The 17,154-nt window shown below is 37.2% G+C and carries 8 protein-coding genes; 6 read left to right on the top strand and 2 right to left on the bottom strand.

Features of this window, described 5'->3' with window-relative positions:
• The first annotated feature begins 10 nt into the window (after window positions 1-10).
• The 6 genes from IPO46_06380 to IPO46_06355 all read left to right on the top strand — a co-directional run bounded on the left by IPO46_06380 (window position 11) and on the right by IPO46_06355 (window position 13,153).
• On the top strand, window positions 11-3,196 hold the full coding sequence (locus IPO46_06380; protein QQS64200.1) for an ATP-dependent helicase: 3,186 nt from the start codon (window positions 11-13) through the stop codon (window positions 3,194-3,196).
• Window positions 3,197-3,403: 207 nt separating this feature from the next.
• Window positions 3,404-4,357 (top strand): hypothetical protein, encoded by a 954-nt coding sequence (locus IPO46_06375; protein QQS64199.1) that lies wholly within the window; start codon window positions 3,404-3,406, stop codon window positions 4,355-4,357.
• Entirely contained in the window at window positions 4,354-11,115 is a 6,762-nt protein-coding gene (locus tag IPO46_06370) for a hypothetical protein (GenBank protein ID QQS64198.1), read from the top strand. Before IPO46_06375 ends, IPO46_06370 begins: the two co-directional genes overlap by 4 nt.
• Before the next feature lie 73 nt (window positions 11,116-11,188).
• On the top strand, window positions 11,189-11,908 hold the full coding sequence (locus IPO46_06365) for a UMP kinase (protein QQS64334.1): 720 nt from the start codon (window positions 11,189-11,191) through the stop codon (window positions 11,906-11,908).
• Window positions 11,909-12,008: 100 nt separating this feature from the next.
• Window positions 12,009-12,515, top strand: coding sequence for a hypothetical protein (locus IPO46_06360; protein ID QQS64197.1), 507 nt, complete (start codon window positions 12,009-12,011; stop codon window positions 12,513-12,515).
• 113 nt (window positions 12,516-12,628) lie between these two features.
• Window positions 12,629-13,153 (top strand): hypothetical protein, encoded by a 525-nt coding sequence (locus IPO46_06355; GenBank protein QQS64196.1) that lies wholly within the window; start codon window positions 12,629-12,631, stop codon window positions 13,151-13,153.
• A gap of 57 nt (window positions 13,154-13,210) precedes the next feature.
• Here the strand turns inward: IPO46_06355 and IPO46_06350 are convergent, their stop codons facing one another.
• Together IPO46_06350 and polA are read right to left on the bottom strand one after the other, a co-directional pair.
• Window positions 13,211-14,029, bottom strand: coding sequence for an NAD(P)-dependent oxidoreductase (locus tag IPO46_06350; protein QQS64195.1), 819 nt, complete (start codon window positions 14,027-14,029; stop codon window positions 13,211-13,213).
• Window positions 14,030-14,180: 151 nt separating this feature from the next.
• A complete protein-coding gene (gene polA, locus IPO46_06345; protein QQS64194.1) occupies window positions 14,181-17,000 on the bottom strand; it encodes a DNA polymerase I in 2,820 nt (939 codons plus the stop codon).
• Window positions 17,001-17,154: the final 154 nt, after the last annotated feature.

Below are 17,154 nucleotides of genomic sequence, written 5' to 3'. Positions count from 1 at the left end.
ACTTCGGCCAATGCATCATTACAAAGAAAAATTACAGGCACAGTTCCAAAAAATTTATAATGAACTAAATCCGCAGCAACGTATTGCCGTAGATACTATAGAAGGCCCGGTAATGGTAATTGCTGGGCCAGGTACCGGAAAAACACAAATACTTGCCGCCAGAATTGGTAAAATACTCCTGGAAACAGATGAGCTCCCGGAAAATATACTTTGCCTTACCTATACCGATGCTGGCGCTGTAGCCATGCGTAGCCGCTTACAAAAATTTATTGGCGCCGATGCCTATAAGGTACATATCCACACCTTTCACTCTTTTTGTAATGAAATAATACAAGACAACCTTTTTTTATTTGAAAAAAACAGCCTCGACCCCATAACTGAACTGGAGGCCATTCAACTTTTAGAAGCACTCATTGATGGTTTCCCTAAGGGCCATCCCTTAAAAAGGTACCGGGGCGATGTGTATTATGAAATCAACAACCTAAAAAATCTTTTTTCTGCCATGAAAAAAGAAGGCTGGACGGCAGCATTCATCACCCAAAAAACAAAAGAGTACTTAAATAAAATTGAACAGGACAAACTCAATAAAGATTTTATTTATCAAACAAGCCGAAAAGGGAAATTTGAAAAAGGGGATTTTAAACCCGATTATTATGATGAAGTAGAAAGGATGAAAAAACTGGTAGCAGCCGCAGGTGAATTTGAACACTACCAGCAAATGATGAATGATAAAAACCGCTACGATTTTGACGATATGATAAACTGGATAATTGAAGTGTTTGAAACCAATAACAATGTATTGCTCAATTACCAGGAAAAATACCATTACATACTAGTAGATGAATACCAGGATACCAGCAATACCCAAAACCGGCTGGTGCAACTGCTTATAGAATATTGGGATGTGCCCAATATTTTTGTTGTAGGAGACGACGATCAAAGTATTTTCCGTTTTCAGGGCGCCAATGTAGATAACATGAAAGGTATAGCCAGGCGTTATGCTGATGCACTTATAAAAGTAGTATTAACTACCAATTACCGCAGTACACAATCACTACTCAAAGTCTCCGGTTCGTTTATTGAGAATAACCAGGAGCGGCTCATTAACGATAGTGAACTGGGTAAGTTGAATAAAAGCCTGGTTTCGGGAAATAAAAAATTTGAACAACAACAACAGTACCTGCCACAAATAATTGCCTACAACTCCATGTTTGAAGAAATGCTGGGCATTACCCAAAAAATATTACAACTTGTAAATGAAGGAACCCCTCCGTCATCCATTGCCGTATTGTATAGAGAAAATAAATATGGAGAAGAGTTGGCAAAATTTTTAAGACTTAAAAATGTGCCGGTTTACAGCAAGCGAAGCATCAACCTCTTTGAAGATGCATTCATAAATAAAATTTTAAAAATCCTGCATTACCTTAATGCAGAGCAAGATGTTCCCTATGGCGGCGATGAACTGCTATTTGAAATAATGCATTACGATTTTTACCAAATACCCGCCATAGAAATTGCAAAGCTTACTGTAGAAGCCAATAATAAAAAATACGATGGCGAACAAACATCGTTGAGAAAATTACTTTACGACAAAAGCAATGCACCGGCAAAAGACTTATTTGATAAAGGACTGGACGAAGGGTTGAAAAACCTCAGCCATGTATTGGAAAAACTTATTGCAGCTGTACCCAATGTTTCGCTGCAGCAGCTTTTTTCCCATATTGTAAATGAGGCAGGCGTACTGCATTTTATTATGAACAGCCAGCAAAAAATTAGCTTGATGCAGCGCTTAACGGCATTGTTCGATTTTATTAAAACAGAAACAGCAAGCAACCCAATGCTTACACTAAGCGGCCTTATGAAAATTTTGTCGCTAATGAAAGAAGAGGAAATCCATTTATCCATGCCGCAACTTATTGGCCATAGCAACGGCGTAAATTTATTGACCCTTCATGGGAGCAAAGGCCTGGAGTTTGAACACGTATTTATAGCAGGCACAACAAAAGATGTTTGGGAAAAAAAAGTAAACAAGTCCAGGGCTTATAAACTCCCCGACAATATTTTTTCTTTTGTTGATGCGGAAGAAGACGGTTCGCCGGTAAATAAAAAAGAAGAAGAACTGCGCCGCTTGTTTTATGTAGGGATTACCAGGGCCGAAACACATTTGTATCTTTCTTATCCTTTATTTAAAAAGGATGGCAAAAACCTCGAACCATCCATGTTTATTGCAGAAATTATGGATAAGTACCCTGAAATAGAAACACAAAATATTTCTTTTACTGCAGAAGAAATTTTTGAATTCCAGGAGCTGCAATTTCTGGAGCAAATGCCGCAGATAGAACCCGCCGAAGAAGAGTTTATCAGCGCCCTGCTTGAAAAATTTTCTATGAATGTAACTGCACTAAACAATTATCTTAAGTGCCCGCTTCAATTTTACTATCAAAATCTTATACGCATACCATCGGGCAAAAATGAAGCCACAGAATTTGGCAGTGCAGTGCATTATGCACTGGAAAAATTGTTTAGAAATATGCAGGATGCAGGCAAAGAAGTATTTCCTCCTAAGGAGGAAATGCTTGCAAACTTTAGCTGGTATTTAAAAAAGCACCGGGAAAACTTTACAAAAGAGGCTTTTGACAGAAGGATGGAATATGGCAACGAAGTACTTACCAATTATTATAACAAATATATTAATACCTGGAATAAAGTGGTGGCTGTAGAACGCAACATACGTGCTGTAGTGGTAAACGGAATACCGCTAAAAGGAAAATTAGATAAACTGGAGTTTAACGGTAACCTGGTAAATGTGGTAGATTATAAAACGGGCGACATTGACAAAGCAACGCCAAAGTTAAAGGCCCCAAATGATAAAGACCCCAACGGCGGCGACTACTGGCGGCAGGCAGTTTTTTATAAAATACTTATAGATAACTACAAACTCAAAAACTGGCGTGTGGAAAGTACAGAATTTGATTTTATTGAGCCAGACAAGAACAAAGTGTATCACAAGCAAAAAATTGCAATTACGCCACAGGATGTAGAAACAGTTGAGCAACAGGTAACAGAAACCTGGCAGAAAATACAAAACCGGGAATTTTATACTGGCTGCGGCAAACCCGAATGTTACTGGTGCAATTTTGTAAAAGAAAATAAACTACAAAAGGCCCGGTACGAACACGAAGAACAGGAGGAATAATATTTATTAAAGTTAACACCCAATGAAATATTAGATATTCAGGATGATTTTACAGATAAGCAGGAGAAAGAATTTGCAGATGCGGCTAATAAAGGCGAGCAATTACAATACTTATTAAGCATTGCAAACCAGCCAATATCTGAAGAAAATAACAAAAAAACAGATGAATATGAACAACAATTAAAGTTATACAATGAACAACAAGGAGTGCCAGCAGTTGAAGGAACAATTACACAGCCTTTATCAACTAATGAGAGCCAACCCAAAGAACAAGGGGATAAAGGAGCAGTACAACAAGGTGTTGATGCGGTGGGACAGGGAAATGCAGAAAGAGAAGTTACCGTTTTAGATAGCGCAGAGGTAAATACAATTCTTAATGTTGCTAAAGACTTTGTAGGAGAAGAAGTTGAAGTAGATGGACGTATTGGATTGGTAAAGGTAGATGAAGGAGGAAAATATACCATAGAAAATGACAAGGAAATATTAGAAATAACGCCCGATACAAAAATTAAACCTATCTATAAGGACGTTGTAAAGGTTGAAAATAACAATGTAGAAATTAATAACGATAAATTTGAATTACTATCTATAAACAAAGATAATAATGGTAATGTAGTATCTGTAACACTTAAAAATGAAAAAGGGAGGGTTATTACTAAGCGGGACACTAATTTAGCAATAGATATAGCCGTTAAAAAAAATAATCAAGAATTTGATAAATCACAAGAAAATAAAGAAACCAAACCTACTATAAGTAAAGAACAAACAGAAAATAAATCATTAACTTCACAAAATGAAACAGATGCAGAACTCACAAAGCAATTACCTAACACCTTATCATCAACAGAGAAACAAGGAAGCCTTGCAGGGGGTGAAGCAAATGCAGCAGCAACCGCTATCACGGGAGCAATTCATAAAGCAGTCGAAGATGCTGGAACAACAGGCAAAAAATTACTACCAGACCAAATAAGGGAGAAAGAGGAATCCGAACTTAAAAAATATGCAGAAGATAATGGCATATTGATTGAAAATAATTTTGGAGAACCCGACCGTTTCGGAAACGAGCAAGATGTTTATGTTAATAAAGACGGAACTACCGTAACTAGCTATATAGCAGAAAGCATATTGGTGGAAATAGCGGTTATGTTGGATATTCAATGAGCAACCGGGCAGCACAAGCCTATGATGACGGTAAACTTACTTATTCTAAATTACCTACATGGGCTAAAAGAATGGTAGATGCAGGCATGGCTAAAACAGACGAATGGCATCACACATCTTCTTATGGAAACGAAACGCCATTTTACGAAGTGAAACAGTTTTTTGACCACCTAACTGATGCTGAAAAAGAAAAATTAGGGGTTGATGATTTTGAAAGTTTTAAAGATGTACCAAAAGACGTTATCAAAGAAATTGATGTAAAGTCAAAAGAAGCATTAAAAAAGAAAAATAATATTAAAGAAGTAAGAAAAGGGTATGTTGATGCAGCACAAAAAGAACTCAATGATTTTAATGCAAAATTCAAATCCTTTTCAAGAGTAAGCAAATCACCGGAACATGGTATAGTATCATCATATGAAATGAATGGGAAGTATGGCTGGTTTGAGGCCACAAGCAGGTATAACTTGCCGGAGTACCAGAGTGGCATTGATTATGAAACAGCAGCTAACCGCCAAAAGGCTGTTGAATTAGAATCCAAATTAAGTACCGCCAAGAATGAGCCGATTTATAAAATAGAGTTACAAAAAAGAGGATTTGATGAAAACGAAATAAATGAGTTAAAGAAAAGTGGGATAATTCATTCGGAAATAATGCCTGAAAGTTTTTATGCTAATGCTGAAAGGAATAAAGACATTATCAAAAAGCAAGTTAAGGAACTATCTGAATTGCCAAAGCCGGTGGCAGAATTTAACCCAAGATTTGGCAAATCAACTGAAAACTTTTTAACAGATGCAGAAAAGCAAGCAAGACAAAACCGGCATTATTCAATTTCAGAACAAGGCGAAAACTTTGGTAGTAGTTATGAAAGAAGATTAGCTCACGAAGATAACGACAATGAATACAGTAGAATAGCCGGTGAACGATACGATAAAGCCAAACAAGAATTTTTGAATAGTGATGAAGTACAAAAGCAAGAAGAGAAATTTAATGAGGATAAAGCAAAGGCGGCAGATATTACAGGTAATTTAAAACACCTATTTGGTATTGAAGATGGGCAACCATTATTTAAAGATGCAGAAGCCCAATACAGAATAGAAAGCGGCAAAAACATTATAGAGGCAATAAAGGACTTCACCAAGGCAGAAAACAAAGCAGAGGCGACAGTAGCATTAACCCATGAAATAATGCACCCAACAGTAGTAGCAATTATTGATGGAGCAAAAGAAGGCAATGAAGTAGGGCTGAAACATACCAAAACTATTGTTGATGAATTTAATAAAAAGGTAAGAGAAAATAATTCACAATTAAAACTTTCACAAGATGCAGAAGAAAACGATTACGCAAACAGCAAACTCACAGAAGAAGATAACATTGAGCAAGAGCCAAGTATCAAGGCTATTGAAGGCAAAGCAGAAAGCGATAGCAAAGCTGAACTCAATGAAGCAATAGAACAAGTTGATACCAAAATAAATGCAGCAACAGACGTAAAAGTCATTCTGCTAAAATTTATATCTACTGATGAAGCAAGATTTCAAAACAGGGATAGTCTAAATAAACAAGTTGTAAAAGATATTGCTGAAAACTGGAAGGATGCAGACCAAGACCCTATCCATATTTGGACAGACCCAAAAAACGGTAAAACTTATGTACTTAGTGGACATCATAGGTATTATGGGGCAAAAGAGGCGGGAAGAGAAACAGTAAAAACAGTTGACAGAACAAACGATTTTACAGAAGCCGAAGCAATAAAGTTTGCAAAAGAAGAAGCCAATGCCAACCGTTCAATGGAAACATCATTGGAAAGGGCAAAGGCTTTAAGGGAAAAAATAAAACGTGGGGATAGTAAAGATGAAATAAACAAATTCCTTGAAAGAGAAGGGAAGAATAAAACATATATTCAAAATATTGCTGCATTAAATCCAAAAGGTAAAACGATTCAAACCGTTGAGCAATTTGATAATGCCGGAGACAGACAAACACAAAAAGAAACAGAACAAAGAGCCGATTGGATAGGAGAAGCGAGAAGAACAATAAATGGACTTACTGATGCTCACGAAAATGAGATGTTTGATTTTTTATTTGATAAAGATGCTTCAAAAAGAGTAACAACCAAATCTGATTTTCTACAAAAAGTAAGGTCAGTAGTTAAGCCATTAGAACCAAGTGAACCATTAAACATTGCGAGATTTAAGCAAAAGACCACAGGCGAAGAAGCCTACGATGAAGCGGTAAATATTAAAAAAGCTGAAATTGCTGATAAGCAAGAAAAGATAAACACCCTTAATGACAGGTTTAGTAATCCACAAAACAAAGATTATATTTCTACTGATAGCAAGGATTATCAAGAATTAAGAAAAATAGCGAATGAAAAAATATCTCAATTTGAAAGCGAAAGAAAACAATTACAAAAGCAGTTAGAAGATATTTACAGAGACAAGGGCAAATATACAGGCGCAGCATCAAGTGGGACACTATTTAAGGATGATAGTGAAATACCATTTGATAAAGAAATAACAGAAGAAGATTTAATAAAATGGAACGATGATTTTAAAGCAGGTAAAACAAATGAGCAATATAGGGCGGTTCAAGAATTTATTGCAAAGGCATGGGAAGAATACAATACCAAAGGTGGCAAAGGTTTTAGCGAAGCCTTCCAAAAATTTTTAGACCAAATCACTGAGGCATTTAAGTCAGTTTACAAATCAATCACGGGCAAAAATTTAACCCCTGAATTGAATAAAATGTTTGATGAAATTTTAGGGAAGGAACAAGCTAAATCCATTCAAGAAACAATTGATAAAAAAGAAAATGTATCTTTAATCAATAAAATAAAAAATTATGCAGCCGAAGTTATTGCCAATAGAGAAAAAATATCAAGATTATCGGAACAAGCGGAACAAGGAAGGAAAGAAGGCGGTATCAGAAATGTTGAAGCGACCTTACTCCTTACAACAGGCGGAGAAAAATATGGACAAGTTAAGGGCAGAGAGGCTCAACAGCAAATAATAGAGAAGTATGCTAAAGAGGAAGGAATTTGGCATGACAATATAGACGTTGAACCAAAAATAGGTAAAACCCAAGAAGGACTTGGTATATTCAAGGATAGCGGAGTAGAAAACCAGGTATATATCCCTACCGAAAACCCGCATATAGTAAGAAAGGCGATGAAAACCACCGACCCTTTCAACAAAGACAATCCAAACGAAGTTTTATATCAATTAGATTCAAGAATTTCTGAACACAATGCAGGATTAGGCAGTAGTGTGCCGTATAAAGTTGTAGGCTTTGGGCGCATGTCAGATGGCAGCTTTGTAGTTATTACCGAGCAACCACATATACAGGATGCAAGATTAGCAACAAAGGCAGAAATTAAAAAGGAAATGCTTAATCGTGGGTATGAACAAGATGGGAAAGATAGTTTCGGAGATGAAAATCACTTCATTACTGATGTTAATCCCAAAAATGTACTGGTTGACAAAAATGGTAATCTACATTTCACTGATACCATTTACGATATATTATATGACGTTAATGAAGGAGATAGGGCGCAAATGCCGAAGTTTAATGCCACAACCGAAGCCAAAGGGGTAACCCCAGAGCAAACAGAAAGAGCAAACAGGATATTAGATTTTTTGAAACTAACCGTAGCGTATTTTAAAGGAGGAAAGAATATTATTACGGATGCTAAGGAGTATGCCAGAGCGGTATTGGAAATATTTGAGGCTAATAATTTGGAGGATATACGGCATAGCTTTATCAGCAATAAAAATGCTAATTTGTTTTCGGGGTCATTTAATGGAAAAACGCTTGCCGATAATTTCAATAAAGCAGTAGAAATGGATGGCAATGGCGAACCATCCGAAAGGATTAAATTTGCGACAGGTTGGTATAAGGCTGGGGATGGGAAATGGCGGTATGAAGTAACCGATAAAAATGCTAAACTTAAAGTATCATTACCAAATAAAGGCGAAACGATAGCGACAAAATTGGAAGATATTTTAGACCACCCAAGATTATTTGAAATATATCCGCAGTTAAAAAATACGGATGTAATTATCACTAACAACAATATAAACAGCGATTATGGCGGATTTTTCATCAGCGAGCATGGCAGTAATTCAACTCCTACCATCCATGTCAATACGAGAGGGGAAATTAATGCGACTGTATCTGAACTCATACATGAAGTTCAGCACAATGTACAGGCTATTAGTGGACTTACACCAGGAAATAACAATGAAGCCATCCTTGGCAGGCTTAAAGACGAGTTCAGAAGCGAACACGGAAGAAATCCTAACACAAATGAAGAACGCAAGCTATTCATTGAAGCGAATAGAGAATATCTCGGAACGTATGGAGAAATTGAAGCAAGGGCTTCACAGCACAATATACATATCACCGAAAACGAGAGGCTCTTTAATAGCACTATCGCAGGAACTATTAAAAGATTTGAAATAAAGCCAGAAGATGTTAGTTTTCCAAAACAAAAAATAGAAATTAATAAAGGGGGGAATGTGATTAATTTCCTCTCTACCTCACAAGGTGAAGTTTACGGCTTTGTTTCAGAGGGCAAGATGTACCTTGACCCTGCAAAACTTACCTCTGAATTAGTTACAGAGGAATTCACCCATATTCAGCAACAAGCGTTAAGATTAGCGGCAAAACAAGGCGATAAAAAAGCGCAGAAAATAGTAAGTGCCTGGGATAATGCTACCAATAGAGTTGCCGATGAATTTATAAAAGGGGTGCGAGGGAATAATATGAGTGAGTATGTTAGAGATTTATTGAATTTACTCGGTATTACAAAAGCGGAGATGGCTTCGGAAGTTTACCAAAAACAGCCAAACGAAAGTGCCGCAGCCTACAAAACAAGATTGCAGGATGAACTTTGGGCAAAGGCACAAAAGCCCGAATTTGCAAAACACCTTGAAAAACTGGCCAGTGAAAATAAGTTAACAGCTATTACAAGAAAGATTTACGAAGCATTAAAAGACTTTTACCGATATGTAATAAACCGGTTTACCAATGAAGATTTGAGTAAACTTTCCCTATTAGAACTTATTAAGAGAGCCAATAGAGAATTAACCAAAGGGAACTGGTTAAGTGTATTGGAGAAAGGGAAATCAATTGTAGAAGCAGGCAATAATATGCAAGCCCAAGCACAGCAAGGGCAGCCGTTGTTTATGGCAGTTGTAGGTGAGAAAGCCAATTTAAAACAAACTGTAAGGGATAACCTATATACGGCAAGACAGATGGAGGCTTCAAAGGTAGATTCAAATACCATTTACTTAGCCACAGGATGGGAACGTGGTAATGATGGCAAGTGGAACTATGAGATACCTGATATGCAGTTTAAGGATAATGAATTAATAGAAAAAGAAATAACTTTAGTATTAGAAAACAAAAAAGACCATTATGAAGCACAACTTTCGCAAATCGAGGGAGATAATCCCCTTACTGAAAGATACCCACAATTACGTGGTACAATCTTACAATTTGTTTACGAACCAGGAGTTTCCTTCAAAGGAGAGTACGATGCCAATGTTCAAAAAGTTGACGGCAGGATGGGAACAGTTATCAGCATCAACACAGCAAGACTTGACGAAGCAGTTAAACAGTATGGGTTGGATAAGGAAGGGGGTGGCGTTTATTCACAAAGACGACTTGCTGCACATAGTATATTAATCCACGAACTTCAACACGCAATACAGGATATAGAAGGATTTGCTAATGGTGGCAATGGGGCTATTGCTCGTAAAATAATCTTTGAGAAGGTTGAGAATGAAATAAAAAATTTAGCTGCATACAAAACGCTTCTGAACAAAGAGCAGGAATTACAATCACAAGGTAAGATGTTGGGCGACCCTGAATTTGAAAAATTACAGGATGATATAGCCTCGTTTAAAATCAAGTATGCCGCACAAATGACAAAAAGCGGTACACTAAAAGAAAGCGAATATGAAACCTATAAATCTCTTACTGGCGAAGTACAAGCCCGTAATGTTCAGGGCAGGTTAAAAATGACAGAGGCCCAAAGAAGGCAAACGGCAATTAGCGAAACAGAGGATGTATCGAGAAAAGACCAAATTATTTATTTTAGCAATGAGGGAACAGTTCAGAAAGTAAACGATATGATGGAGCCTAATTCTGAAATTCAATTGCAAGCCCAAGCCAAAAGTACGGTTACTTTAGAAAGGGTAAAGAAAGCATTTAACAGGCTTGTAAATAAAACGGAGTTAGTTAAAAATCCTAAAAAAGAAATTTTAAGGGTAAGTGGGTTAATGGTGGATTTAGGGTTTCCTGAAAAGCAAATTAATGCTGTTGCTCAAACTATTGGAGCAGATGCAGCAAATTTACCGGAAGCGGAAAGGAAAATAATAAGTGAAAAAGCAAAAAAAGAATTTGAGGAAGAAAAAACCAGTTCTTTTTTAGAAGTATTAGATACACTTTCTGCAAGAAATGTTGAGGGTAATCCCGATGCTATAATTGATGCAGCCGATTGGAAAAATACAGCATCTAATATTGGGGTAGATAATAAAAGGCTAAGTTCGCCCGATAACCCGGATACTTTAGTAAAAGACGACAGGGAATTAACGATTTTAATGTCTGGCGAAACTTTAAAAAAGGCAGGCATTGTATTTATTGATGATAATTCTTTGGATGCAGAAAACGACCAATTAAGGGTAAAATTTAAGTTAGACCAAAAAGCAAATGAACTTGAAAACATTTATTTTACCCTGGGTATTTGTAAAACGTAATTACCATTTTGCGAATAAGTTAGCCATTCCTTCATTAGCAATTTTGAAAACTTTATCTTCGTAAAAATTTTTTATAATGCTTCCAAGGTACAAGCGCATTCTCTTAAAACTTTCCGGCGAATCCCTCAGTAATAGTAATAGCAGTTTTGATCCGCTGGATCCAAAAATAATTGAGCAATATGCCAAAGACATTAAGCAGGTAACCGAAATGGGCGTGCAGGTAGCCATTGTAATAGGCGGCGGCAATATTTACCGGGGAATGAACGAAGCGGAAAGCGGAATTGAGCGTGCCCAAGGCGATTATATGGGTATGCTGGCCACGGTAATAAACGGCATGGCCCTTCAAAGCGGCCTTGAAAAAGCAGGCGTAAATACAAGGTTGCAAAGCGCCATTAAAATGGAGCAAATAGCCGAGCCTTACATACGCCGTCGTGCCATACGCCACCTGGAAAAAGGCCGTGTGGTAATTTTTGGCGCAGGCACTGGCAACCCTTATTTTACTACCGATACAGCAGGCTCTTTAAGAGCTATAGAAATTAAAGCCAATATAATTTTAAAAGGTACCCGGGTAGATGGTATTTACTCTGCCGACCCGGAAAAAGACCTCAAAGCCAAACGGTTTCAAAAAATAAGTTTTGAAGAATGCATCAGCAAAAACCTAAAGGTGATGGACATGACGGCCTTTACCCTTTGTATGGAAAACAAACTGCCTATAGTAGTATTTGATATGAATAAACCGGGTAACCTAATGAGCGTGGTTACCGGTGAAAAAGTTGGCACATTAGTGAGCTGACCAGTGTAAAACTATTTTAAAAAAACCTTTAAACAAAAAAAGGGAATTACCTCCGGCATATCTGCAAATTTCTAAAAGTGGTTGATAAACTTGTTCATTTATGCTCACAGAAAGGCAAATACAAATCTTAAAGTCGGAAAACGAATACCTGCTCATACAAATTGAAGATCTGAACCAGGCCATTGCCCAAAAAGAGCAGGAGCTGGAAACATTGAGGCAAACGGCAAAACAAGCTGCAGAGCTGCAAAGCCGTATAGATATTAACCTTCTGGAGTTTGAACAAATGCAGCGCAGCATTGGCCAGCGCCAGCAAAAAGCTGCCGGAGATAGTATAATGATTGAAGAGTTGGAAAAAGAACTGCTGGATACCATGAAAACCCTGCAAAAATACTCGTCATTAGCCGATGAAAATGAAAGCCTTAAAGCCAGTTTACAGGGCAGCGAAGAAGAGCTGGATATGGCTTCGGGCCTGTATAAAAAAGTAACCGACCTTAAAAAGGAAATATCCCTGCTCAAAAGCGAAATTGAAATTAAAGGCCTCGAAATAGAAAACCTTAAAGAAGATATTAAGGAGCTAAAAATAGATAAACCCAGGAACGGAGAATAACAACGCAACCGGAATGTTAAAATATGGGCTACGGTAAAAAAGTTTCTTTTTCTATTTCTTACTTTTCAAAACTTATCTTTTAATTTTATAGGGCAAACTAAAATCTTTAAATTATGGCAAAGTCTTCAAAAAAGGCTGCAAAAAAACCAGCCCCCAAACCTGCTAAGAAAAAAGCAGTAAAGAAAGCGGCTAAAAAAAACACTGCAAAAAAAATTATTAAGAAAAAAGCAGCACCCAAAAAAGCACCCAAAAAAGCAGCAAAAAAAGCTGTGGCAAAAAAAACCCAAAAAAAAGTTGCTAAGAAAAAAAGCAACACAAAAAGGCAGGTAAAAAAAGCAGCTAAGAAAGTGGTTAAAGAGGTTGCTCCAAAAAAAGCAGCCAGAAAGCCAGCTAAGAAAAAAGCAGCACCTAAAAAAGTAGCCAAAAAAGCTATGGCAAAAAAAGCCAATAAAAATGTTGCACCCAAAAAATTAGGAAAAAAACATTTGCCCAAAAAGCCTGTTGCTCCATCGTTTATTGAAGAAGCAGTAGTAATTACTCCTGTATTGGTAGAAGTAACAGAAATTGTGCAGGTAAGCAACGATGGGGATAGCGGAAGTTTTGGCGGGGAACAAACCAGCTTATTTTCAGAAGACTAATTACTGAATATACAACACAACAAATAAAATTGCCGGGGCAAATGCTTCCGGCAATATTTATATAAATAAATCGGGGTAAAGGGCAGATCCGGGTTTTACGGCATACTTATCCAATTGGGTAATGCCTTCTGCTTTTAAAACTTCTTCGTCTAAAAAAGTTTTACCCGTACATTCATTTGCGGGTTTTAACAAAATGTAAAAGGCTGCTTCTGCTACAATTTCGGGGGTACGGCTCATATTTATTAATTCATCGCCGCCTAAAAGATTTTTTACAGCAGCCGTTGCAATAGTGGTTTGCGGCCATAAAGTATTTGCGGCAATATTAAATTTTCTAAACTCTTCCGAAAAACCCATCGTAATCATGGTCATATTATATTTGCTGATGGTGTAAGCAATATGGTTGGCAAACCATTTTAAGTTCATATTTAACGGTGGACTTAAAGTAAGGATATGGGCATTGCTGCTTTTTTTTAAATAAGGCATACATGCTTTTGTTACAAAAAAAGTACCTCTTGCATTTACGCTTTGCATCAAGTCAAAGCGCTTGGGTTCCGTTTGTTCTGTAGGCGTAAGCGATATGGCCGAGGCATTATTGATTACGATATCAATTCCTCCAAAAGCAGCAATGGCTTTTTCTACAGAAATTTCAATTTGGCTTTCATCTCTAATATCACACTGTACAGCCAGGGCTTTGCCACCTGCATCTTCAATTTCTTTTGCTGCAGAAAATATAGTGCCACCGAGTTTTGGGTTTTCTGTGGTGGATTTTGCCGCCACTACAATATTGGCGCCTTCTTTTGCCAGGCGCAGCGCAATAGCTTTACCAATACCACGGGAGGCGCCGGTAATGAATACGGTTTTATTTTGAAATAACATGCAGTAGTTTTTTGCTAAGTTAAAGAATGGATGCGAATGAACGGCGGATTTATTAAAGCGATATTTTTTATTAGTTGTTTGAATAAAAACAATAAAAATATTTATCCTTTATAAAGCTTAATGATTATTACTTTATCACTGGTATAAAACATCAATGCGCCTCCAGCCAATTTTCACCAGCTCCTATTTCTGCATTGGCAGGCACATCATTGGGCAGGGCCATTGCCGTTTGCATACAATGGAGAATTACCGGTTTTACGGCATCCAGTTCAGTTTTGAGTACATCAAATACCAGTTCATCATGCACCTGCAGCAGCATTTTAGATTGAAATTTATTTTTATTAAATGCATCATCAATTTTTATCATAGCTAATTTTATCATATCGGCTGCTGTTCCTTGTATTGGGCTGTTAATGGCATTTCTTTCGGCAAAGCCACGTACGGTAAAGTTGGCGCTGTTAATGTCTTTCAGCCATCTCTTTCGACCCATTAAAGTTTGTACATACCCGTTTTCTTTGGCAAAATTAATGCTGCCATCCATGTATTTTTGAATGCCACTGAATTGCTTTTTATAATTGTCAATTATTTCTTTGGCCTCTGAACGGGAAACCCCAATATTTTCTGCTAGCCCAAAAGCGCTTTGGCCGTAAATAATACCAAAGTTTACGCTCTTGGCTTTATAGCGCATTTCTTTGGTAACGGCTTCTGGTTTTACGTTAAAAACTTTTGCTGCGGTGGCGGTATGTATATCTATACCTTCTTTAAATGCCTGGCACATATTTTTATCGCCACTTATTGCGGCAACAATGCGTAGTTCTATTTGTGAGTAATCTGCCGAAACTAAAACGTATTGATCGTTTCTGGGTATAAATGCTTTGCGAATTTCCCTTCCCCTTTCGGTGCGTATGGGAATATTTTGCAAATTTGGATTGTTGCTTGCCAGCCTCCCGGTAACAGCTACGGCTTGAGCATAACTGGTATGCACACGGCCACTTTTGGGGTTAATAAGTTGCGGTAATGCATCTACATAAGTGGATTTTAATTTACTGAGTTCACGAAAAGCAAGAATATCATCGCAAATTTTATGCTCATGCGAAAGTTTCAATAATATATCTTCGCCTGTTGCATATTGGCCTGTTTTTGTTTTTTTGGCTTTGGAGTCCAGTTGAAGTTTTTCAAAAAGCACTTCGCCCAATTGCTTGGGTGAGGCAAGGTTAAATCTTACGCCTGCCTGTTTATATACCGATTCTTCTGCTTTTTTGGCATCGGTTTCCAATTCTTTTGAATAATGGTTTAAAAAGGCTTCATCAATACGGATGCCTTCAAACTCCATATTGGTAAGCACTTTTACCAATGGGTTATCTACTTTGTAAAAAACATTTTCAACGCCGTATTGTTTTAGTTTTGGGACAAATACATTTTTAAGCTGCAGGGTGATGTCTGCATCTTCAACGGCATATTCTTTAATTTTTTCTAATTCCACATCTTTCATATTGCCCTGGTTTTTCCCTTTTTTACCAATGAGTTCTTCAATGGGTATAGGTTCATAACCGAGATATTTTGCGCTCAGCCAATCCATACTTCTTTTGCCATCGGGTTCTATTACATAATGCGCCAGCATGGTGTCAAATATTTCACCTTTTAATACAATGCCATACCATTTTAGCATCAACATATCGTATTTAATATTTTGGCCTATCCATAATTTTTTTTCATCGTCAAACAATGGCTTTAAAGTTTGGAAAATTTTATTTACGGCGGTATCATCATCGGGGCAGGGAACATACCAACCTTCTGTGGCTGTAATGCTAAAGCTTAGGCCCACCAGCTTTGCCTGGTTAGGGTCAATACCTGTGGTTTCGCTATCGAAACAAATTTCTTTGCAATTTATAACAGCATCAAGCACTTCTTTTGCTGTAGCAACGGTATAATTATGCTTTATGTTAGTAATATTTTTTCCGGCAAAATAAGTTTCATCACCTGTTTCTGCCGAAACCGAAATTATTTCATTTACTGCCGGAAGTATTGTTTCAACAGCGTTGCCAAACAAATCCAATTGAGCTGTTTCAGGAATATTGGGTACTGCTGTAGGTTTTATTTCTTCCCCCAATACCCGCTTTGCCATGGTTTTAAATTCAAGCTGTTCAAAAACCTCCAGTAATGTTTCCTTGTTTTTTTCTTTAATCTCAAATTGCCCTTCATCAAAATCTATAGGTACATTTAATAAAATTGTAGCCAGCTTTTTACTTATAATGGCATCTTCTTTACCGTTTTTTATTTTTTCGCCAACGGCGCCTTTAATATTAGCGGCATTATCTAACACATTTTCCAGTGTGTGAAATTCTTTGAGCAATTTAGCGGCTGTTTTTTCTCCAATACCTTTTATGCCGGGTATATTATCTACCGCATCACCCATTAAGCCTAGTATATCTATTACCTGGCCTACATTTTCAATATCCCATTTTTCACATACTTCCTTTGGGCCCAATATTTCAAAACTTCCGCCCTGGTAGCCAGGTTTATAAATTTTAATTTTTTCACTTACCAGTTGGCCATAATCTTTATCTGGTGTAACCATATACACTTCGTATCCTTTTTTTTCGGCCTTTTTGGCTAAAGCGCCAATTACATCATCGGCCTCATAACCATCAATTGCAATTACGGGAATATTAAACCCGCTGATTATTTTTTGAATATCGGGAACAGCCTCCCTGATGTCTTCGGGGGTTTCCTGCCGGTTGGCTTTATAATCGGCAAAATCGGTATGCCTTTCTGTAGCTGCTGCCGTATCAAAACACACAGCAATATGTGTAGGTTTTTGGTTGTTTAAAAGATCGAGTAAGGTATTGGTGAAACCAAATTGGGCATTGGTGTTTCGCCCTTTACTGGTAATGCGTGGGCTGCGGATTAATGCATAATATGCCCTGAAAATTAGGGCATACGCATCCAGTAAGAATAATTTTTTTTGCATGCATTAAAAGTATAACAAAACGGCATTTGCTCAACGATTAAAAGTTGTGCACAGTAATCCACATTTGTTTGGACGTTTGTGGAAAACTTATTTCAAAAATTAACTTTATGCTCAGCTTTAATATTTTGTGAAACCTAATATCTACGCTATTTTC

Source organism: Chitinophagaceae bacterium (assembly GCA_016699815.1).
Classification (GTDB): Bacteria; Bacteroidota; Bacteroidia; order Chitinophagales; family Chitinophagaceae; genus Ferruginibacter.
Note: the sequence above shows the minus strand (reverse complement) of the source record. Positions and strands in the feature narration are given on the sequence as shown.

What these genes read in the sequence shown, in the direction of transcription:
- IPO46_06350 (QQS64195.1), bottom strand. Translation starts at nt 14,029, where the DNA reads ATGTTATTTCAAAATAAAACCGTATTCATTACCGGCGCCTCCCGTGGT.
- IPO46_06370 (QQS64198.1), top strand. Translation starts at nt 4,354, where the DNA reads ATGAGCAACCGGGCAGCACAAGCCTATGATGACGGTAAACTTACTTAT.
- IPO46_06360 (QQS64197.1), top strand. Translation starts at nt 12,009, where the DNA reads ATGCTCACAGAAAGGCAAATACAAATCTTAAAGTCGGAAAACGAATAC.
- IPO46_06380 (QQS64200.1), top strand. Translation starts at nt 11, where the DNA reads ATGCATCATTACAAAGAAAAATTACAGGCACAGTTCCAAAAAATTTAT.
- polA (QQS64194.1), bottom strand. Translation starts at nt 17,000, where the DNA reads ATGCAAAAAAAATTATTCTTACTGGATGCGTATGCCCTAATTTTCAGG.
- IPO46_06355 (QQS64196.1), top strand. Translation starts at nt 12,629, where the DNA reads ATGGCAAAGTCTTCAAAAAAGGCTGCAAAAAAACCAGCCCCCAAACCT.